This is a genomic window from Leeuwenhoekiella palythoae (genome assembly GCF_900130045.1).
In the GTDB taxonomy this organism is placed as follows: Bacteria; Bacteroidota; Bacteroidia; order Flavobacteriales; family Flavobacteriaceae; genus Leeuwenhoekiella; species Leeuwenhoekiella palythoae.
Genome location: NZ_FQXT01000004.1, coordinates 1 through 26,211, shown reverse-complemented (window position 1 = coordinate 26,211; position 26,211 = coordinate 1). Strand labels below are relative to the sequence as shown.

Genomic DNA, 26,211 nt, shown 5'->3' with positions numbered 1-26,211 from the left:
GATTTCGTAAAACGTTTTACAGATTAAAGGTATCAAACACACTTTTAACAAGCTATAATATAATAACTTAGGTTGCTATTGTTATTTTTTACAAGTAAAAAATAATTTTTGCTTTTATTTTAGAAAACCCTGCAAAATTTAACACTTTTTTAAAAGCTACAGGTTTTACGGTAAAAATGTAGTTGTATTCATACAAAATATACACCTAAAGGCAATTAACCTCATTTTTTTTGTAAGAAAAACCTATTTTATTCCATTATTTCTTCTTATCAAATAAAGCCAGCTCAAAACCATTCACCGACACATTACGTAAATTAACCGACAGAAAAAGCTTGTTTATCAACAAAAAGCAAAAGATTGTCAACAAATATTAATAGCTTTAATGTTTGAATAAGGCTTTTGTAAGAAAAATATTACGAGCAATAAAATCGACGCTTATATGAATAAAATTACCCCTAAATTTTTTCATTTACTTTCAATATCTATTATTATAGGATTGATCACTTCCAAACTATTTGGGCAAGAAGGTACCGCGCAAGTAATGCCTGACCCAAATGACGGAGTGGCTATGTTTATCGATCAAAATACCTATGGTCCCGGCTATAATTCCCCAGAATCCCAAAGATTATATTTTCATATTGCAGATGACGTCAATGAAAATTTGTACTTTGGAGTTAACCCGTACTTTAGAGGAACTGATGGCAATCCTAATGCTTCCACACAAGTTTATTATCGTATTAAAAATCCAAATGGGACAGTTGTTGCAGGTCCATCTGCTTTTTCGCGGACCAATGGTGCTCCAGGATTTATTAATACATATCAAAGAGCAGTAGCTGGTCCAAACGTTGCTGGCTCTACTCCATCGGGGTATACTCCCATAGTTTTCAACCCCAATTCAGGCTCTGGAGATTACTACATTGAAATATATTTAAGTACGGATGGTGGAGTAAGCCCATATACTGGCCCTGAGGCGGCATTATTACCGTATTTTGATTTTAGTGTAATATCTGGGACAACCGCTAAAAGAAGAGGGCGTTTATTTTCAAAAAAATGGGGTTTCATTACCTATAACCCATCAAATTTCACTCCTCAAATCAATAACGATTTCAAGGGAACCTTTTTTACTTATACCCCTGATGGTTTTACTATTCAGGTACAGTTTTCAGAAGGTTTTCGACCGTTTGGGTTTCAATTAGCATTTAATAGTACTGGCGTAAATAGCACTGGCAATTTTATACAAGATAGAAGATCTGTCAATGGATCCGTAAACATAAACAACGGTTACCCAACATTTTTGACACGTCCCGATAGCGCCATTTATCCTAATGGTGAAGTGGGTGTCCCTTCTTTTGATAGTGCAGGAATTTTTGGGTGCCCCGGAGACTATGACATTCCTTACTACACAGATCAAGCCGGAGATGTTGGACTATTATTAGACTTGAATGGCACACCTGGTTTTCAATCTGGTACTAGAGACCGCATCTTAGAGGCATATTCAATCACTCCTGGTAACCATATTATGTCGTGGAACGGTCTTGATGGTCTGGGTAACCCAGTTAATGAAGGTGCTTCCGTTCAAGTTCTACTCACTCTTTATCAAGGGCGAACCAACATACCAATGGTCGATGCTGAACAGAATAAGAATGGTTTATCTGTAGTGGGTATATTTCCTTCTACACCAAACAGAAGACTTTACTGGGATGACACTCAACTTACAAATATTGGCACCGATTGCTCCAATCCCAATAATAATACTACTGGTGCTGGAGTTTCTTCAAGCCTACTTGGTCAAGGAGTTTTAGGCCCTGTACACGCTTGGGATGGTCCAAACCCTACTACCGCTGTACCAGCTCCAGCAAATGGAGGAGGTTCAGCAACAAACGCCAATCTCTGTGATGATTTTGGAAATAATAGAACTATTAATACTTGGTTTTATGCAATTAGTAGTGAATCTTCTTCTAGAACTTTTGAGGTTCCAAGATGTGATTACGATGGAGATGGCGTGGCTGATACAATTGATCTAGACGACGACAATGATGGAATCGCAGATGCCATTGAAAACAATGGTTACCCAGACGCCAACGCGGATGCCGACAATGATGGCATACCAAACTTTATAGATACTGATCTACCAGATTTTATTGATTCAAATTTTGATGGAGTAAATGATAATTATGATAAAGATCTTGACGGAGTTATAAATCAGTATGACTTGGACTCCGATAATGATGGTATTCTAGATCAAAACGAAAACCTAACTTCACATTGTGTCGGAACTTTAAATTATGAATTTTATAATAGTGTACCCTCGGGAAATACGGTAGATAATATACCTCGAACTGGAGCAACCTCAATAGGTCGTGTTAATGATTTTGATGTTGATGCCTTATATGCATTTGTCACTCCAGGAGATGGTGAAACCTTCAGTATACGGTACACCGGAACAATATTTATATCAACAGCCGGAAATTATACATTTTTTACAAGTTCAGATGATGGTTCAAAACTTTTCATTGATGATATTCAAGTTGTAAACAATGATGGTTTACACGGTGACCAAGAAAGGAGTGGTTCTATAAGTTTACCCGTAGGTCATCACAAATTTCAAGTAACCTTTTTTGAGAATACCGGAGGCGAAGTTCTAACAGTAAGCTACCAAGGACCCTCAATAAGTAAAAGACAAATACCATTTAGCGCTCTTTCATGTTCTGTTTTAGACTCAGACACTGATGGCACTCCAGATTATCTTGACCTAAACAGTGACAATGATGGTTGCCCTGATGCTTTAGAAGGAAGTAATACTAGCATAACAAGAGCTAATCTTAAAACTGACACCAGTTTAAACGGTACTGTAAGTAGTCGTGGTGTACCAACGTTAGTAAGTAGTGGCCAAAATGATTTAAGTAGTAAAAATCCTTCAATTACCGGAACCAATTGTGATGACGATGGTGACGGAGTCATAAATGGAAATGACCGATGTCCGGGTTCTGATGACACAATAGATTTTGACGGAGACGGTGTTCCTGACAGTTGTGATCGTGATGATGACAATGATGGAATCTTAGATACAAATGAACAAAATTGCGCTACCCTTAATAACGGTAATTCAACAACAAGAAACGGTGACTTTGCTCAGAACATATTTTGGTTATCTTGGACAGGAACTTCAATAGCTGACGGTATTGATGAGAACGACACCGCCACTCTTAATCTTCCGGGCGGTGGCTCTATCACTGCGACATTTACCAATGTAAGAGATCTTAATCTTACTAATCCAAGAACTTATGGTTCTGACAATGGAAACGGTCCTTCAGATTATTTTTTAAGTGATTTTAACACCTTTGGAGGAGCTCAATTAAAATCTGATTATAATTTAGCAGGTGCATCAATATATGCCAATGGTGGTGGTACCGGAAACAACAATGATATAAGTTTTGACGTCACCTTTACCGCCCGTACAGCATCAGGAACTGTTTATACTCCTGACCTGATTTTTGCCGATACCGAAGAAACAAATAATTTAGGATTCCCCGCTGATGAATATCAACGTGTTAGTACCAATGGTAGAAACTGGGAAATTATTGAAAGCGTTGGTGGAACAGGTTATAATTTAACAGGAAACGGATCCAGAAGAGTTCAATACAATAATACAGGGGAAGGTGTGCCTATCTTACGTACAGTAGATGCAACCAGACTTTCTGTTGAAATCAATACTGCTGGCCAAAATGGTGCGCAAGGTGGTCAAGCCTTTGCATTTGGTGTGTTCTTAGAATGCTTACCAAGAGATACTGACGGTGATGCTGCATCTGATTCTCGTGATACAGACAGTGATAATGACGGCTGTTCTGATGCGAACGAAGCATACAATAACCCTAATGCTGATGGTGGAGACAACCGTTTTTATGGCACAGGTAATCCTCCTGCAGTAAATCCTGATGGTACTGTTGTAGGTGCAACCTATCCCGGAACCAATAGCAATGTCACTACTGTAAATGTCGCACCAACTATAAGTATACAACCTACTAATAAAACTATAAATCAAGGTGCCAATACCACGTTTGCTGTTACCGCTACAGGTACCACTTTAAGTTATCAATGGCAAGTAAGTACTAATGGCGGGGGAAGTTATAGTAATGTGGCTAATGGCGGTGTATATTCTGGTGCCACAACCAATACTTTGACTTTAACCAATGTGCCCTACTCGTATAACACCTACAGATACAGAGTTGTGGTAACCGATGCTTCTTATGTTTGTAGCACAATTACCTCAGCAGCAGCAATTCTTACTGTAAACGGGGTTCCTGTAGCTAATCCTGACACTAACAGTACGCCAGAGGACACTGCGCTTAATGTTAATGCAGCCAATGGTGTGCTTATTAATGACACGGATGCTGATGGTAACACCTTAACTGTAAACCGGTTCACCATAAACGGAACGAATTACACTCCTGGAAATAGTGCTCCGATCTCTGGAGTTGGTATTTTTACGTTGAATACTAACGGTAGTTATACCTTTACACCCGCAGCCAATTTTAATGGTTCGGTTCCTGTAATCACCTACAGAATTACTGACGGAAATGGCGGAACCGCAAGTTCTACATTGACACTATCGGTAACACCTGTAAACGACCCTCCGGTTGCTGTTAATGATAGTAATACTACTCCCGAAGATGTAACGATTACTGTAGCAGACGGTGCTGCCAGAGATTTATTAAATAATGATTCTGATGTTGATGGCGATGCGCTGAATATTACCAACTTCACCTTCGATGGAACTACTCAAAGTGCCGGCACCACCATTACAGTGGCCAACGTAGGCGCACTTACAATAAATGCTAACGGAAGTTACACATTTGCCCCTGCGGCAAATTACAACGGTACTGTTCCGGCTATTTCTTACACAGTAAGCGATGGCTCACTTACCGCTACGGCAAATTTAGCTATAACAGTAACTCCTGTTAACGACCCTCCGGTAGCTGGTGATTACACCAATAGTACTGATGAAAATACCGTACTTAACGTTGCCAACGGAAGCGCAGATGACTTACTTCCTGTAGAGACTGATGTTGATGGTGATCCTATTTCTATTACAAGATTCTCCTTTAATGGAGTTAACTACAATGCCGGGCAGTCTGCAACAGTAACTGGAGTTGGTACATTAGTTATTAATTCAAATGGAAGCTACACCTTTACACCCGCTGCAAATTATAATGGTCCGGTTCCAGCAATTACTTTTACCGTAAGCGATGGAACTCTTACAGATGTAGGCAGCTTAACGCTTACTGTAGATCCGGTTAACGATCCTCCGGTAGCCATTGATGATGCGAATAGTACTAATGAAGACACTACCTTAACTGTGGCCGATGGTAGCCTCGATGATTTACTACAGAATGATACAGATCTCGATGGCGATGCGCTAAGTATTAGTGAGTTTACCTTTGATGTCACGAATTATACTGCCGGCCAAACAGCATCTATAGCAGGTGTTGGTGATCTTACCATAAATGCCAATGGAAGCTACACTTTTGTACCGGCTTCCAATTATAATGGCGCTGTTCCTGCCATCACTTATACAGTGACAGATGGGGCACTTACTGACGTGGGTAATTTAACGCTTACGATCAATGCAGTTAATGATGATCCTATTGCAAACCCTGACACTGATACTACTTATGAAGATGTAACGCTGTTTATTGGTGCAGACGAAGGGGTTTTAATCAATGATACTGATGCTGACGGCAACACACTTAATGTAACGGAATTCACCTTTGGCGGAACCACAGTAACTGCAGGAAACAGTGTTGCTGCAGCTCAAGGCGAACTTACCATTTATGCTGACGGAAGCTATAAGTTTATTCCTGCTCCAGGATTCAATGGCGCTGTTCCTGCTGCAAATTATACGATCTCTGATAGTAATGGCGGCACTGCTTCAAGCACGCTTACAATTTCGGTTACTGCAGATCCTTGTGCTACTGAAAGCACCTTCAATTGGGATACGGTGACTTGGGCTCCTGGCTCGACTTCTAATACGTACAACAATAAGAATAATACTTCTTATGCATTCAATATTACTCCTCCAGCAGGTGGTTTAGAGTCCCCTACTCCCGTTAATGCTGCTTTTTATGAAGGAGATCTAGGCAGTAGTCCTTCAGATGCAAGTCAATTAATTTTATCAGCTCTTGCATCTAATATTGATGGTGATGTTATTTCTACTGAAATTCTTCTAGGAGAATCTAATACTGGTCTTGATGGAGTACAGTTTAAATTATTTGATATTGATGGTTCTAGCGGCTCTGTAAATTATCAAGAGACTGTTACCATTACCGGTTACCTAGGAGGCACAACCGTTAACCCAATTCTCCAAGGAACTCCTATACACACTATTGCTGGAAACACCGTAACTAGTGATGCTTTTGACGCTCCACAAACTGGTGCTGATGCCGCTTTTGGTGTGGTCTACGCAAGCTTTAGCACACCGGTAGATCGTATTGTGATTTCTTATGGTATTGTTTCAGGTGGAACTTACAATGCTGGTTCGGCTCCTGGGTTTGCTATCTATGATTTAACACACTGTTTTATCGATGTTGACAGTGATGGTGATGGTATAACAGATAGTATTGACCTTGATGATGACAATGATGGTATCCTTGATACTGCTGAAAATTTAGCCGGACTTGATCCTAATGCTGATGCAGATGGTGACGGTGTTGTAAATTATCTTGATGATGATTCTACAGATGCTGCGATTGGCGATGCTGACGGTCTTCCGGCAGCGGCGTATGATCTAGACGGTGATGGTATTGCTAACCATTTAGACCTTGATGCTGATAATGACGCGATCCCAGATGTTTTAGAAGTCGGACTCACAGATGCTGATAATGATGGGTTAGTGGATACTGCAGGTTATGGAACTAATGGTTTTGCAGACGAACTTGAAACTTCAGCAGACAGCGGTGTGGCCAATTACACGCCTCGAAATACTGACGCTAATTCAGATATCGTTCCTAACATTTACAATTTCCTTGATAGAGATTCAGACAACGACGGACTTTCTGATACTGAAGAAGCGTTTTCAAATAATCCTTCTTATAACGACACGGACAATGATGGTGTAATTGATGGATTTGTGGATGCTGACAATAACGGATGGCACGACCCTATTGATACCGAAGCTACTTTCCCAACGCTTAGAAATTCAGATGCAGACAGCTTACCTAACTACTTAGACTTAGATTCTGACGGCGATGGTATCCCAGATACTTATGAAGGTAACTTCGAGGTTGTAGACGGTGAAAATGACGGGATTGTAGGTTCTGGAACACCTGCAGACGCAGATCAAGACGGTTTAGCAGATACTAATGATGGTGTAATCCCTGGATTTGGTTTTGGCTTCAATGCAGACCGTGATGGAGATGGGGTTAAGAATGTGATTGATATTGATATTGACAACGACGGTATCATTGATAATATAGAAGGGCAGCCTACGACAGGATACAGAGCACCTTCTGGTGTTGATACGGACAATGATGGTATAGATGATGCGTACGATGTGAATAATGGTGGTGTCGCCATTGGTACTATCAATACAGACGGAGGCTCGGCGCCGGATTATGCAGATACTAATGCTGATTCTGAAGATAATGAGGGTGTAGATCCTTACGATATTTCTGAAAATGCAACTGATGATAGTATTGATTTACCTCTTGATGCTGATAATAACGGTATTGTAGACCCAAGTAATTTCATAGATATTGATGGAGATGGTCTTCACGATGATTTTGAAAATGGAATTTTTGACACTACAAATCCATTAAACGCAACAAACAATGGACAACTCCCCACAGATATGCCTGATGTTGATGATGTAGGTGGGGATAGAGATTGGAGAGAGTTGAATAACCAAGATAAAGACGGAGATGGCGTTGCTGATACCGATGACTTAGATGACGACAATGATGGTATTTTAGATATCTATGAAGATTTTAACGAAGACGGAGATGGAAATCCCAGAACCAATCCTTCGGATAAAGATGGAGACGGTATTCCTAATTATTTTGATTTAGACTCAGATAATGACGGTATCACAGATTATGCTGAGTCTGGAGGCACAGACGATCCTGACGGAAATGGACAACCAGGTACCGGTGTATTAGATAACACAGAAGTTAATGATAACGGTATTCCTCTGGCTGTGGTTGGTGCAACCGAAACAGAATCTATTATTGTTCCTATAAATACTTCTGGAAGTGCTAATGCAGATTTTGTGGATCTAGATTCTGACAATGACGGGGTCCCAGATACCATTGAGGCCGGTGGTTTTGATCCCGACGGAGATGGAGAATATGGTGCCGGAACATTGAACGATGAAGATGCTGATGGCCTTGCTGATGCTTTAGACCCATATGATGACGTTCAAGGTAATACAGACACTCCATTTCCAACAGCAGGAACCCCATTAGTCATACCAGACACTGACGGGGATTCTATTCCTAATCATTTAGATTTAGATTCTGATGACGATACCATACCTGATAATGTCGAAGCTCAAACCACTTTAGGTTATGTTTATAGATCTGATAATGACACTGATGAAGATGGTCTTGATGATAATTATGATTCTTCAGGAGGTGTAGGAACAGGTATTCAACCGGTAGATACAGATGGTGATGGAACTCCAGATTATTTAGACCTGGATTCTGATAATGATTCGCTTTTTGATATTGTTGAAGCAGGAAATCCTACGGCTGACACTGATGCTGACGGAAGAACAAATAATACCGTTGGCGTAAACGGTTTTGATAATACCTATGATAATGGTGATGCCTATCTAGACTTTAATGGTATTTACGACAACCCTCAAACCGACTTCCCAGATGCGGATAACGACGTAAACACCGGTGGTGATGTTGACTACCGTGATACCTTAGATAACGATAATGATGGGGTAGCTGATGCAGACGACCTTGATGACGATAATGACGGTATCCTAGACAGCGTTGAAAACGGAGGAACTGACCCAACAGTAGATTCAGATAATGATGGTATTTTAGATTACAGAGATGCCGATACTGCAGGTTTTGTTGACACAAATACAGATGGCGTTGACGACCGTTTTGATACTGATCTTGACGGAATTATAGATCAGTTCGACACCGATTCTGATGGTGATAATTGTAGTGACGCTAATGAAGCATACAACGATCCAAATGCTGATGCAGACGGAAACGGATATTACGGTACCGGAAATCCGCCGGCAGTAAATTCAGACGGTACAGTAACCGCTGCAAGCTACCCAGGTACAAATGCAAATGTGACTACACCGGGCGCTGCTCCTACAATTACCACACAACCTGCTGATAGTTCTGTAAATGAAGGAGAAAACACTTCATTCACTGTTGATGCGACAGGTACTACCTTAAGCTATCAATGGCAAGTAAGCACAGATGGAGGAAGCACCTTCTCAGACATTACTGATGGTGGAATTTACTCCGGGGCAACGACTGCAACCCTTAACTTAACCGCAGTAGCGTATGCTAACGATGGGTATCAATATGCGGTTGTTATTTCTGATGCTACCTACATTTGTGACATAACTACTTCTAATGCTGCAACCTTAAATGTAAATGGAAATCCTGTTGCTGTAGATGATTCTAATTCAACAGACGAAGATGTTGATTTATCAGTAGGAGATGGCAACGCTGGTGATTTATTATTGAATGATACTGATGCAGACGGCGATGTATTAACAATTACTTCATTTACCTTTAATGGAAATCCTTATACCTCGGGACAAGTAGCTTCAATACCTAATGTTGGCGATCTTCAGATCAATTCAGATGGAAGTTATACGTTCAGTCCGGCTGAGAATTACAATGGTACCGTACCTACCATCACCTATACGATAACCGACGGTACTGCTACAGATGTTGGAGAATTAGTGATTACGGTGAATCCTATCAATGACGATCCGGTAGCGGTTGACGATACGTATAGTGTTGACGAAGATGATTCAGTAGTACTAACTCCATTAGACGATGATACAGATGTGGATGGAGATGTACTTTCAATTCAAAGTATCAACGGAACCACATTTACCGGCGGTGAGCAAACTATCGCAGTAGATAACGGAGTTGTGCGCATTGATGCTGGTGGAATAATCACATTTACTCCGGATGATGACTTTAATGGTTCGGTTACAATCCCTTATACAATTTCTGACGGAAATGGTGGCACAGCGACTGCAAATCAGATCATTACTGTTAATGCAGTAAATGACCCACCGGTTGCTGTTGATGATTCCTATTCAGTAGACGAAGATGATTCAGTAGTCCTAACGCCACTCACAGGTGATTCAGACATTGACGGAGATGGTCTAACTATTGAAAGTATCAATGGCACTCTAATTGCCGGAGGTGCACAGACGATACCTGTAACTAATGGTACCGTAACTATAGATGCCGGTGGAATAATCACATTTACACCTGATGCTAATTATAATGGTCCAGTAAGTTTCCCATACGTTATCAACGATGGAAATGGAGCCACTGCAACTGCTGATCAATTAATCACAGTAAATTCGGTTAACGATGATCCGGTTGCTGTAGATGATGCTTATACGGTGAACGAAGATGAGTCGGTGATTTTAACACCACTCACAGGGGACACAGATGTTGATGGAGACCCACTTACCGTACAAAGTATAAATGGTACTGCGGTCACTCCCGGTGTAGCACAAAATATCGCCGTTACTAACGGTCAGGTGACTATTGCCACAGATGGCACTATTACTTTTGTTCCTGCGGATGATTACAACGGCCCAATCACGTTTACCTATACTATTTCAGATGGTCAAGGCGGTACAGCAACTGCAAGTCAGAATATCAATGTGGTTTCTACTCCTGATGCTTATGATGATAACTTCACTACTAATGAAGATACCGCTATAACTGATGACTTATTTGCAGATAATGGAAACGGGCCTGATGATTTAGGGATAACACCTACTACAGCTGCTCTTGAAACGAATGCAACTTACGGTTCGGTAACTGTAAATACTAATGGTACCTTTACCTATACTCCGAATCCTGACTACAATGGCACAGATAGTTTTACATACACGATCACTGACGCCAATGGTCAGTCAAGTACAGCTACTGCCAACATTACGATCACTTCAACACCTGATGCGGTTGATGACGTATTCACTGTAAATGAAGACGCTTCTGTTTCTGGAAATCTATTGGCTGATAACGGAAACGGGCCTGATGATTTAGGCTCTGAACCTACAGCTGTTGCACTTGCAACTAATGCTGCTAACGGTTCGGTTACGATCAATCCGGATGGAACTTTTACCTATACGCCAAATGCCAACTTTAATGGAACGGATAGTTTCACCTATACCATCACAGATGCCAATGGTGTATCAAGTACTGCTTCAGTTTCAGTAACTGTAATAGCCACTCCTGACGCAGTTGACGATGCATTTACAACTTCAGAAGATACTGCAGTTTCTGGTGATCTTTTAGCAGATAATGGCAATGGTACAGACGATCTGGGGGTAGCACCTACTTCAGCTGCTCTTGAAACGAATGCAGCCAACGGTTCGGTAACTGTAAATACTAACGGAACCTTTACCTATACTCCTAATGCCGACTTTAACGGTACAGATAGTTTTACTTATACGATCACTGACAATAACGGTGCAACCAGTACTGCGACCGCTACAGTAGCTGTTATATCGACTCCTGATGCAGTTGATGATGCATTTACAACAAATGAAGACACAGCGGTTTCAGGAAATCTGTATGCTGGCAACGGCAGTGGAGCTGACGATTTAGGTTCTGAGCCTACAACTGCTGCTCTTGAAACAAATGCTGAAAACGGTTCGGTAACTGTAAATCCTAACGGAACCTTTACCTATACGCCTAATACTGACTTTAATGGTACAGATAGTTTTACATATACAATTACCGATACGAATGGAGCGGAAAGTACGGCAACAGCTACTATCACGATCGTTGCTACCCCTGATGCTGTAGATGATGCATTTACAACGGATGAAGACACAGCGGTTTCAGGAAATTTAATTGCCGATAATGGTAATGGAGCTGACGATTTAGGTTCTGAACCTACCGCAGCAGCACTTGACACCAATGCAACAAATGGTTCAGTAGTGGTCAACTCTGATGGAACCTTTACGTATACTCCGAATACTGACTTTAACGGTACAGATAGTTTTACCTACACGCTAACTGATAATAACGGTATAACAAGTACTGCCACTGCTACAGTAACCGTAGTTTCTACTCCTGATGCACTTGATGATGAGTTCACAACCTTTGAAGATGCAGCAGTATCCGGAAATCTATTTGATGATAACGGTTTTGGTGCAGATGATTTAGGTAGCACGCCAACTACTGCAACTTTACTCACAAATGGAGCTAATGGAAATGCAATAGTAAATACTGACGGAACCTATACTTATACGCCAAATGCAAATTACAATGGAAGCGACAGCTTTACCTATACCATCACTGATGATAATGGAAACACGAGCACTGCTACAGTATTTATAACCATTGTTTCCACTCCAGATGCATTTAACGATGAGTTCACGATAGATGAAGATGAAGTACTAACCGATAGTGTATTTGCTAATAATGAAAATGGCGCAGATGACCTAGGCACAGCTCCAACTACGGCTGCGCTTACAACAAGTCCTGCCAATGGTGCGATCATTTTCAATACTAATGGTACTTTCACATATACCCCGGATGCAGATTTTAATGGTACTGATAGTTTTACCTATACCATCACTGATGATAATGGGAATACAAGTACTGCCACAGCAACCATAACTCTTAATCCTATCGCTGATGCGGTTGCTGATACATTTACAACTGATGAAGACACAACGCTTAATGCTGATGTAAGCACTAATGATACGTATACGGGTACGGCCACTTATGTATATAATAATGATACAGACAATGGCGGAAGTGTCTCTATGAACAACGATGGCAGCTTTGTCTATACCCCTGCTCCGGATTTTGTAGGTGATGAAACCTTCACATATACGGTAACAGATATTAACAGCGCTACCGAAACTGTTTCGGTTACCATCACAGTCAACCCGGTAGCTGATATTGTACCGGATTCAGATACAACAAACGAAGATGTAGCAGTAACTACTAATGTAGTAGATAATGATACCTTCCAAGGAACTTATGGTACCGACTATGCGATCACTGCAACTACTGATCCGGCAAACGGAACAATCACAGATAATGGAGATGGTACTATTACATATACGCCTGATCCAGACTTTAACGGTACTGATTCGTATACCTACACCGTTACTGATGTAAATGGGGATACCGAAACTACAACTGTAACTATCACCGTTAATCCGGTAGCTGATATTGTAGCCGATGCAGATACAACAGACGAAGATGTAGCGGTAACTACTAATGTAGTAGATAATGATACCTTCCAAGGAACGTATGGCACCGATTATGAGATCACCGCAACTACTGATCCGGCAGACGGAACAATCACAGAAAATGGAGATGGTACCATCACCTATACGCCTGATCCGGACTTTAACGGTACTGATTCGTATACCTACACCGTTACTGATGTAAATGGAGATACCGAAACAACAACAGTAAACATAACGGTGAATCCGATAGTTGATATTGTAGCCGATGCAGACACCACAGATGAAGATGTAGCAGTAACTACTAACGTAGTGGACAACGATACCTTCCAAGGAACTTATGGTACCGATTATGAGATCACTGCAACTACTGATCCAGCGAACGGAACAGTTACAGAAAATGGAGATGGCACAATTACCTACACTCCAAATTCAGACTTTAACGGTACAGATTCGTATACCTACACCGTTACTGATGTAAATGGTGATACCAGCACAGAAACGGTAACCATCACGGTCAATCCTATTGCAGATGCGGTTGCTGATACGTTCACAACAGATGAAGACACCGTATTAAATGCTAATGTTAGCTTAAACGACACCTACTCCGCTGCTGCAAACTATGTATTTAATGGTGATACCAGCAATGGCGGTAGTGTGGACATGAATCCAGATGGATCGTTTGAATATACTCCTGCAGCTGATTTCGCTGGCGAAGAAACATTTACCTATACGGTAACAGATGTTAATGATACAGACGAAACAGTTACGGTTACCATAACAGTCAACCCAGTCGCTGATATTGTACCGGATTCAGATACAACAGACGAAGATGTAGCAGTAACTACTAATGTAGTAGATAATGATACCTTCCAAGGAACTTATGGTACCGACTATGAGATCACTGCAACTACTGATCCGGCAGACGGAACAATTACAGATAATGGAGATGGTACTATTACATATACGCCTGATCCGGACTTTAACGGTACAGATTCGTATACCTACACTGTGACTGATGTAAATGGGGATACCGAAACTACAACTGTAACAATCACCGTTAATCCGGTAGCTGATATTGTACCGGATTCAGATACAACAGACGAAGATGTGGCGGTAACTACTAACGTAGTAGATAATGACACCTTCCAAGGAGTTTATGGTACCGACTATGAGATCACTGCTACTACCGATCCGGCAGACGGAACAATCACAGAAAATGGAGATGGTACTATTACGTATACGCCTGATCCGGACTTTAACGGTACAGATTCGTATACCTATACCGTTACTGATGTAAATGGAGATACCGAAACTGCAACAGTTACCATCACGGTTAATCCGATAGTTGATATTGTAGCCGATGCAGACACCACAGACGAAGATGTAGCAGTAACTACTGATGTAGTGGATAACGACACTTTCCAAGGAGTTTATGGTACCGATTATGAGATCACTGCAACTACTGATCCGGCAAACGGAACAGTTACAGAAAATGGAGATGGCACAATTACCTACACTCCAAATTCAGACTTTAACGGTACAGATTCGTATACCTACACCGTTACTGATGTAAATGGTGATACCAGCACAGAAACGGTAACTATCACGGTTAATCCTATTGCAGATGCAGTTGCTGATACGTTCACAACTGATGAAGACACCGTACTCAGTGCAGATGTAAGTGCTAATGACACCTATACTGCTGCTGCAAGCTATGTATTTAATGGCGATACCAACAATGGTGGTAGTGTAGCGATGGATACAGATGGATCATTTGACTACACCCCTGCGGCTGATTTTGTAGGTGATGAAACGTTCACCTATACCGTAACAGATGTTAATGGTGCTACCGAAACCGTTACGGTAACCATCACGGTTAATCCTATTGCAGATGCCGTTGCTGACACGTTCACAACTAATGAAGACACGGTTTTAAACGCTGATGTAAGTGCAAACGACACCTACGCTGATGATGCGACCTATGTCTACAATAATGACGCAGATAACGGCGGAAGCATTAGTATGATTACTAGTGGAGCATTTGAATATACACCAGCTCCTGATTTTGCTGGGGACGAAACTTTCACATACACGGTAACTGATGTTAATGGAACTACGGAAACTGTTTCGGTTACCATTACCGTTAATCCAGTTAATGATGCGGTTGCTGATGCGTTCACAACTGATGAAGACACGGTTTTAAACGCCGATGTAAGTGCAAACGACACTTATTCTGATGATGCTACTTATGTTTACAATAACGACGCTGATAATGGCGGAAGCATCACTATGCAAACAGACGGTACTTTTGAGTATACTCCTGCTGCCGACTTTGTAGGTGACGAAACCTTTACTTATACGGCAACAGATGTTAATGGAACTACGGAAACAGTTACGGTTACTATTACCGTTGATCCGGTTGATGATGCAGTTGCTGATACATTCACAACCGATGAAGACACGGTTCTAAATGCAGATGTGAGTGCAAACGACACCTACGCTGATGATGCTACTTACGTTTACAATAATGACGCTGATAATGGCGGAAGCATCACCATGCAAACAGATGGTACTTTTGAATATACTCCTGCTGCTGACTTTGTAGGTGACGAAACCTTTACTTACACGGCAACAGATATTAATGGAACTACAGAAACGGTAACTGTTACAATTACAGTTGATCCTGTTAATGACGCCGTTGCTGATACATTCAACACTGATGAAGACACGGCTTTAAATGCAGATGTTAGTACCAATGACACCTACTCTGCTAACGCAACGTATATATTCAATGGAGATACCGATAATGGAGGTATTGTAGCTATGAACCCTAACGGTACTTTCGTCTATACACCTGCGGCTGATTTTGTGGGTGACGAAACGTTCACATACACCGTAACCGATATTAATGGTACTACCGAAACGGTTTCAGTAACCATCACAGTTGATCCTATTGCAGATGCCGTTGCTGATACGTTCACAACTGACGAAGACACTGTTCTAAATGCAGATGTAAGCACTAATGATACTTACACCGGAGTTGTCTCGTATGCTTATAACGACGATGCTTCTAATGGTGGTAGCATCGCAATGAATTCTGACGGAACATTTGAATATACTCCGGCCTTTGATTTTGTAGGTGACGAGACCTTTACCTACACTGTGACTGATGTAAATGGAGCAACCGAAACCGTTTCGGTTACCATTACAGTCAATCCTGTGACCGATGCTGTAGCAGATACTTATACTATAGACGAGGATACAGTGCTTAATGATGACGTAAGCGCCAATGATACCTATTCTGATGATGCTACCTATGTGTTTAATGGAGACACCAATAATGGCGGCACGGTCGTTATGGACCCTGACGGAACATTTGAATATACTCCGGCTCCTGATTTTGCCGGTGAGGAAACATTCACCTACACCGTAACGGATTTTTACGGTGCTACCGAAACGGTTTCGGTCACTATTACGGTGAATCCTATCAACGATGCGGTGGCAGATACGTTTACAACAAATGAGGACACTGTGCTCAGCGATAATGTGAGCACTAATGACACGTACTCTGATGATGCCACCTATGTGTTTAACGGAGACACCAATAATGGCGGTACGGTCGTTATGAATTCTGATGGTAGTTTTGACTATACTCCGGCTCCTGATTTTGCTGGTGAGGAAACTTTCACCTATACGGTAACAGACGTTAACAATACAACCGAAACTGTTTCGGTTACTATTACAGTAACAGCTACACCTGATGCTATTGATGATAGTGTAACAACCGATGAAGACACTTTAGTTTCAGGAAACTTATTTGTAGATAATGGAAACGGAGCTGACGATCTAGGAAGCGAACCTACCACTGCTGCTTTACTTACAGATGCTGCAAATGGTGCTGCCTTTGTGAATCCTAATGGAAACTATACCTACACTCCTGACCCTGATTTTAACGGTGTAGATAGCTTCACTTATACCATTACAGATGCTAATGGTGCTGAGAGTACAGCAACGGTAACTGTTACTGTGAATCCGGTTTCTGATATTAATAATGATACTGATACGACTTTAGAAGATGACCCTGTTACTACAAGCGTGTTAGACAATGATACCTTCCAAGGTGTATATGGAACAGATTACAATATTGTAGCTGCAACAGATCCATCAAATGGTTCTGTGGTGATCAATCCTGACGGAACCATCACCTACACTCCTAACGCAGACTTTAACGGAAGCGATTCTTATACCTATTCCGTAATTGATGTGAATGGAGATGCAAGTACTGCGACGGTTAACATTACTGTTCTTGCAGTTGCTGATGCTGTGGATGATACTGCTACGACTGCTAATGAAACTCCTGTAGAAATTGACGTTCTTGAAAACGACTTTGAAGTTCCTACAGCAGGTAGCCTTTCAGTTTCAACTGCTCCTAATAATGGGACTGCAACAGTATTAGATAACGGTACACCGGGAGACCCAAGCGATGATACCATTTTGTATACTCCTGATGCAGATTTCTTTGGGGATGACACGTTCAGCTATGCGATTTGTGACAATAATGGCGGTTGTAATACTGCGGTGGTTACCGTAACCGTAGAAACCGCTGTCTTAGTCGCTACTGACGATGATATTAGCGCTACTCCGGTACGTGGTGATATTGGCGCAACAGCAGTTGTTAACGTCCTGGATAATGACCTTATCAATAACAATCCTGTTGATCCGGCTGAAGTTGTAATTACTCCGGTATCTGCAGGTCCACTTACTGTAAATGCTGATGGAACAGTAGATGTAAGTCCTAATACTCCTGCGGGAATTTATTCTATAACTTATTCAGTTTGCGAACTAGCAAATGGTTCTAATTGTGATACTGCTACGGTAACTGTTCAAGTTGCAGGTGCTGCACTGGTTGCTAATGACGATGACCTAACCGCTACTCCGATCAACGGATTTACCGGTGGAAGCATCGGCGATATTACAGCAAATGATACCTTAAATGGTGTTGCTGTAGCGGATGAAGATATTGCTATTTCAATAACTGATGATAATGGAATTGATGGACTTCAGGTAAATAATGACGGTACGTTGATTATTCCGGCAGGAACTCCGGCAGGAACGTATAACATTGTTTATCAAATCTGCGAAAACCTAAATCCTGATAATTGTGAAACTGCGACAGCTACTGTAGAAATCAGTGCTGCTGTACTTGTAGCCAACGACGATGACTTTAGCGCAACACCGATTACAGGACAAACCGGTGGTAATGCAGGTGATGTTACTACTAACGATACGCTAAATGGTATTACAGTTAATGATGATGATATTGCGATCACACTTCAAAACAATGGTGGTCTCGCAGGTGTAAGTATTGAAGATGATGGTACTATAATCGTTCCGGCAAATACTCCGGCAGGAACCTATAACATCGTATATCAAATCTGTGAAAACTTAAATCCTGGAAATTGCGATACAGCGACTGCTACTGTGGTAGTAAATCCTGCTGCGCTTCTAGCTAACGACGATGACTTTAGCGCTACTCCGGTTAATGGATTTACCGGCGGAAATGCGGGAGATGTAACACTAAATGATACGCTCAATGGTGTCGCAGTAGATGATGGAGATATTGCAATTGCTATCGAAGACTTTGACGGACTAACCGGCGCTTCAATAGAGACAAATGGTACGGTTATCATTCCCGCTAATACTCCGGCAGGAACGTATGACATCGTTTATAGAATTTGTGAAAACTTAAACCCTACAAACTGTGATACCGCTACAGTTACTATTGTTGTAGAAGCGGCTGCTCTTGTAGCTAACGACGACGACTTTAGCGCTACTCCTATCACAGGACAAACGGGTGGCAACGCAGGTGATGTAACTACTAACGATACGCTCAATGGTGTTGCAGTAGATGATGGAGATATTTCGATCATTTTGATTGATCGCGATGGACTTTCAGGTGCAAGTATCGAAAATGATGGTACAGTCATCATTCCGGCTAATGCTCCGGCAGGAACTTACAACCTGGTTTATACTATTTGCGAAAACCTAAATACTGATAATTGTGATACTGCAACCGTAACCGTAGTTGTTAATGCTGCTGCGCTGGCAGCTGATGACGATGACTTCAGCGCTACTCCGGTGAACGGATTTACTGGTGGAAATGCTGGTGATGTTACCGCTAATGACACCTTAAATGGTGTTGCTGTTGAAGACGGTGATATTACAATCACGATCCAAGACTTTGACGGTATAACCGGAGCATCAATAGATGCTGACGGCACATTGATCATTCCGGCGGGAACACCGGCAGGAACCTACAACTTTGTTTATCAGATTTGTGAAAACCTCAATCCAGATAATTGTGAAACAGGAACTGCCACAGTAGTAGTAAATGCTGCAGCTATAGTAGCAAATGATGATGACTTTAGTGCGACTCCTATCACAGGTACGACCGGAGGAAACGCAGGCGATGTTACTGCAAATGACACGCTAAATGGCGTTGCTGTTGAAGACGGTGATATCACAATCACAATTCAAGACTTTGATGGTCTGTCTGGTGCATCTATTGATGCTGATGGTACGCTGATCATTCCGGCTAATACTCCGGCAAGAACTTATAACATCGTTTATCAAATTTGTGAAAAGTTAAATACAGATAACTGCGATACGGCAACTGCGACAGTAGTCATAAACGCTGCAGCTCTTGTAGCTAACGATGATGACTTCAGCACTACCCCAATTAACGGATTTACTGGTGGAAATGCGGGCGATGTTACTGCAAACGATACTCTAAATGGCGTTGCTGTTGAGGATGGTGATATCACAATCACTATCGAAGATTTTGATGGAATAACCGGTGCTTCAATTGATAATGATGGTACGTTAGTTATTCCGGCAGGAACTCCGGCAGGAACGTATAATATCGTTTACCAAATCTGTGAAAACTTAAATCTTGATAATTGTGAGACCGGAACTGCTACTATTGTAGTAAATGCTGCTACACTTGTAGCCAACGATGATGACTTTAGCGCTACTCCGATCACGGGACAAATTGGTGGAACCGCTGGTGATGTAACGGCTAACGACACCCTAAACGGAATTGCTGTAGAAGATGGAGATATTGAAATTACCATCGTAGATCCTAATGGACTTTCCGGAGCAAGTATCGATAACGACGGTACGCTTATCATTCCGGCAAATGCTCCGGCAGGAACCTATAATCTGGTTTACAGTATTTGCGAAAAATTAAATCCAAGTAATTGTGAGACGGCAACTGCAACAGTAGTTGTCAATGCTGCAGCGCTTGTAGCCAATGATGATGACTTTAGCGCTACTCCAATTACAGGACAAACAGGAGGTAATGCAGGTGATGTTACCACTAATGATACACTGAATGGTGTAGCTGTTGAAGATGGAGATATTACGATTACCGTAAACGATCAAGACGGACTTACTGGCGTAACCATAGACAATGATGGCGTACTTAACATTCCGGCAGGTACTCCGGCTGGAACGTATAACATCGTTTATCGAATCTGCGAAAATCTAAATCCAGATAATTGTGAGACAGGAACTGCTACAGTAGTAGTGAATGCTGCTGCACTAGTAGCTAACGATGATGATTTTAGTGCTACTCCTGTAACAGGACAAACCGGTGGAAACGCTGGTGATGTAACTACAAATGATACCTTAAATGGTGTTGCTGTTGAGGATGGTGATATCACCATTACAGTAACAGATCCAGGCGGACTGTCAGGTGTGACGGTAGACAATGATGGAACTATTATAGTTCCGGCAAATGCTCCGGCAGGAACCTATAATATTGTTTACCAAATCTGTGAAAACTTAAATCTTGATAATTGTGAAACTGCGACGGCTACTGTAGTCGTAAACGCAGCAACGCTCGCAGCTAATGATGATGACTTTAGTGCTACTCCGGTTTCTGGACAAGATGGTGGAAACGCTGGTGATGTAACCATTAATGACACCCTTAACGGCGTTGCTGTTGAAGATGGTGACATCACCATTACAGTAACAGATCCAAACGGGTTATCAGGTGTGACGGTAGACAATGACGGTGTCCTTATCATTCCGGCAGGCACTGTAGCAGGTACGTATAATATTGTTTATCAAATCTGTGAAAACCTAAATCCAGGAAACTGTGAAACAGGAACAGCTACAGTAGTTGTTGCTCCTGCAGCACTTGTAGCCAATGATGATGATTTCAGCACCACGCCAATTTCAGGTCAAACTGGTGGGGACGCAGGTGATGTAACTACAAATGACACGCTTAATGGTGTTCCGGTTGAAGATGGAGACATCACAATCACCGTTGTAGACCCAGATGGATTATCAGGTATTACAGTAGACAATGATGGTACGCTTATGATTCCGGCGGGTACCCCAGCAGGAACGTACAATATTGTTTACCAAATCTGCGAAAACCTAAATCTAAGTAACTGTGAGACTGCAACTGCTACAGTTGTTGTGGATGCTGCAACTTTGGCTGCAAATGATGATGACTTTAGCGCTACTCCTGTTTCAGGACGAAATGGTGGAAACGCTGGTGATGTTACAGCAAATGACACGCTCAATGGTGCTGCCGTAGAAGATGGAGACATTACAATTACAGTAAATGATCCAGATGGGTTAACAGGTATTACCATAGACAATGATGGCGTACTTAACATTCCTGTTGGTACTCCGGCAGGAACTTATAACATTGTTTATCAAATCTGCGAAAATCTGAATCCTGACAACTGTGAGACTGCAACTGCTACAGTAGTAGTGAACGCTGCGACACTTGTTGCCAATGACGATGATTTTAGCGGCAATCCGATCACCGGACAAACGGGTGGTGACGCAGGAGATGTAACCACTAATGACACGCTTAACGGCGTCGCTATTGAAGATGGCGACATCACAATCAGCATTAGTGATCCAGACGGACTAAGCGGTGTGACTATAGATAATGATGGAACGCTTATGATTCCGGCGGGTACACCAGCAGGAACGTATAACATTGTTTATCAAATCTGTGAAAACCTTAATCTAGATAATTGTGAGACCGCAACCGCCACTGTAGTAGTAAATGCCGCTACTTTAGTAGCTAATAACGATGACTTCAGTGCAACTCCTATAACAGGACAAGCAGGTGGAAACGCAGGCGATGTCACTGCTAATGATACCTTTAATGGCGTTGCCGTTGAAGATGGTGATATTACAATCACGGTAGCAGATTCTGATGGTTTAGCAGGTTTAACAATAGAAAATGATGGTACAGTAATTATTCCGGCAGGTACTCCGGCAGGAACGTATAATGTCGTTTACCAGATCTGTGAAAACCTTAATCCAGGAAATTGCGAAACAGGAACCGCAACAATAGTTGTAAATCCTGCAGCTCTCGTAGCCAATGACGATGACTTTAGTGCAACTCCAATTTTAGGCCAAAATGGCGGAAATGCTGGAGATGTAACTACTAATGACACTTTAAATGGAGTAGCTGTCGAAGACGGAGATATTACCATTTCAATAGCAGACCCTGACGGATTAACCGGTGTAACCATTGACAATGATGGTACCGTGATTATTCCAGCGAATACTCCGGAAGGAACTTATAATATCGTTTATCAAATCTGTGAAAATCTTAATCCAAGCAACTGTGAGACTGCAACTGCTACGGTAGTGGTTAATGCTGCTACGCTGGTAGCTAGCGACGATGACTTTAGCGCAACTCCGGTTTCTGGACAAAATGGTGGAAACGCTGGTGATGTTACAGCAAATGACACGCTCAACGGTGTGGCTGTTGAAGATGGAGATATTACAATCACCGTAGCAGATCCTGACGGATTAACTGGCGTTACTATTGATAATGATGGTACCGTAATTATTCCGGCTGGTACTGTAGCAGGAACGTATAACATTGTTTACCAAATTTGCGAAAACCTAAACTCAGGAAACTGTGAAACAGGAACCGCCACAGTTGTCGTAAGTGCTGCAACACTCGCAGCCAACGATGACGACTTTACCACTACTCCGGTATCTGGTCAAAATGGTGGAAACGCTAGTGACGTTACTGCTAATGATACGCTTAATGGCGTAGCTGTAGAAGATGGTGATATTACCATCTCAATACAAGATCTAGACGGCTTGTCTGGTGCAACTATTGACAATGACGGTACTTTGATCATTCCGGCGGGCACACCTGCAGGAACGTATAATATCGTTTATCAAATCTGTGAAAATCTGAATCTTAGTAATTGTGAGACTGCAACTGCTACGGTAGTGGTTAATGCTGCTACGCTAGTAGCCAATAGCGATGACTTTAGCGCTACTCCAATTGCAGGACAAAATGGTGGTAATGCCGGAGATGTTACTGCTAACGACACGCTTAACGGTGTGGCTGTTGAGGATGGTGACATTACAATTACGGTACAAGATCCTGATGGCCTGTCTGGAGTAACTATTGATAATGACGGTATACTTATCATTCCGGCTGGGACACCTGCGGGAACCTATACTATCGTATACCAGATCTGTGAAAACTTAAATTCAGGCAATTGCGATACTGCAAGCATTACGGTACTTGTAAATGCTGCAACGATTACTGCCAATGATGATGACTTTAGTGGTACTCCGATTGCAGGACAAACCGGAGGTAACGCAGGAGACGTGACTATTAATGACACACTTAATGGTGTTGCAGTAGAAGATGGTGATATCACTATTTCTATTGTAGATCCTGATGGATTAAACGGTGTAACCATTGATAATGATGGTACATTAATGATTCCTTCAGCAACTCCTGCAGGAACGTATAACATTGTTTATCGTATCTGCGAAAATCTAAATCTAAGCAACTGCGAGACTGCAACTGCAACGGTAGTGGTAGATCCTGCAACCATTGCAGCGATTCCTGATGATTTTAGCGGTTCACCAGTCAACGGTTTAACCGGAGGTATCGCTGGAGACGTTACGGCTAACGATACATTCAACGGAGCTCCTGTTAATGACGATGACATCTTTATTACTGATGATGGCGGATTAGCCGGCGCAAGTATTGATGATGACGGAAACTTAATAATTCCACCAAATACACCGGCAGGTTCTTACACCATTGTATATACAATCTGCGAGAATTTAAATCCGGGCAACTGTGGTTCTGCACCAATAACCGTAGCGGTAGGAGCAGCAACTATTGATGCCGTTGATGATGACTTTACTGCAATCCCTGTTGATGGTTTTGATGGTGGAAGCACTGCTTCGGTGTACAGTAATGATACTTTAAACGGAAATTCATTCGGTAACACTAAAGTGACTCCGTCTATTATAGATAATGATGGCATTACTGATCTTGATATTTTAAGTGATGGTACTTTAGTTATTCCGATGCAAACTCCTCCAGGAACCTATACTATTACTTATCAGATCTGCGAAAGCCTTAATGCGGGTAACTGTGATACCGCTCAAGTAACCTTATTGATCAACAGTCCGGTTGTTGACGCGGTGAATGATGATTTTTCAGCTACAACCATTAATGGTCTTGATGGCGGTTCAGCCGGAAATGTCTTCAGCAATGACCTTGTAAATACACGCATGGCCAACGCTACTTATGTAGCGGTAACAGTGGTCGACGAAGGCGGATTAACGGGTGTAACAATTAATAGTAACGGAATTTTAGAAGTACCGGCTGGTACTGCTATTGCAACATACACGGTAACCTATCAAATTTGTGACGTCCTAAATCCTGCAAATTGTGATACCGCTACTGCTCTTGTTAATGTTGGTGGAGGTGATGTTAATGCTAATAATGATGATTATAGTTTAACACCTGTTGACGGATATGAAGGAGCAACACTACCTAATGTTTTAGTAAACGATCTAATTAATGGAAATCCAGCCACTACTGCTAATGTCAATCTAAGTTTAATCAACAATGGTGGAATCAATGGATTAACCCTTAATCCTGATGGTACCGTAACCGTTCCTTCAGGAACAGCGGCCGGTTCATATAGTGTGATCTATCAAATATGTGATCAAATCAATACCGGTGAATGTGATAGCGCGACAATTACTATTGTGGTTGATCTTCCTGAACTTACCGCCGTACCGGATGATTATACGGGCACTCCTATCAATGGATTCGTGGGCGGTACAACACCTAATATCATTAGTAATGATTTAGTAAATGGAGATCCTATTACACCAGCAAATGTTACGATCAGATTGATTAATTCTGGTGGAATTAATGGGCTACAGGTGAATTCTGACGGAACGATTACAGTTCCGGCAGGTGTACCGGCAGGAGATTACACACTCCAGTATAGAATTTGTGGTGTGATTAATCCTTCAAATTGTTCATCAACTACCGTAGAACTCCGAATTATAGCACCTACTATTACCGCTACTATAGACGACTTTACAGGTACTGCAGTTAATGGTCAGACCGGAGGAATTGCTGGCGATGTAACCGCTAATGACTTTCTTAACGGCGCATTAGTGAATGATGATGATATTGATATTAGTTTGATCAGTACCGGTGGACTTAATGGTGTTGAATTGAATAATGATGGAACAATCAACGTCCCACCACTTACACCTAACGGAAACTATGTGATCACATATTCTATTTGTGAGAATCTGAATCCAGGCAATTGTGATACTAATAGTGCTACTATTTTAGTAGGAGCTTCTAATATTGCACTTACTGATGATGACTTTAGCGCAACACCTATCAGCGGAAGAAACGGTGGTATCCCGGGTAATGTACT

At 41.8% G+C, this 26,211-nt stretch carries 1 protein-coding gene; it reads left to right on the top strand.

The genetic code is table 11. The features are described 5' to 3' along the window. Nucleotides 1-439 precede the first annotated feature (439 nt). On the top strand, nucleotides 440-26,211 hold a 25,772-nt coding region (locus BUA96_RS10500), incomplete at its 3' end, for an Ig-like domain-containing protein (protein WP_072982921.1).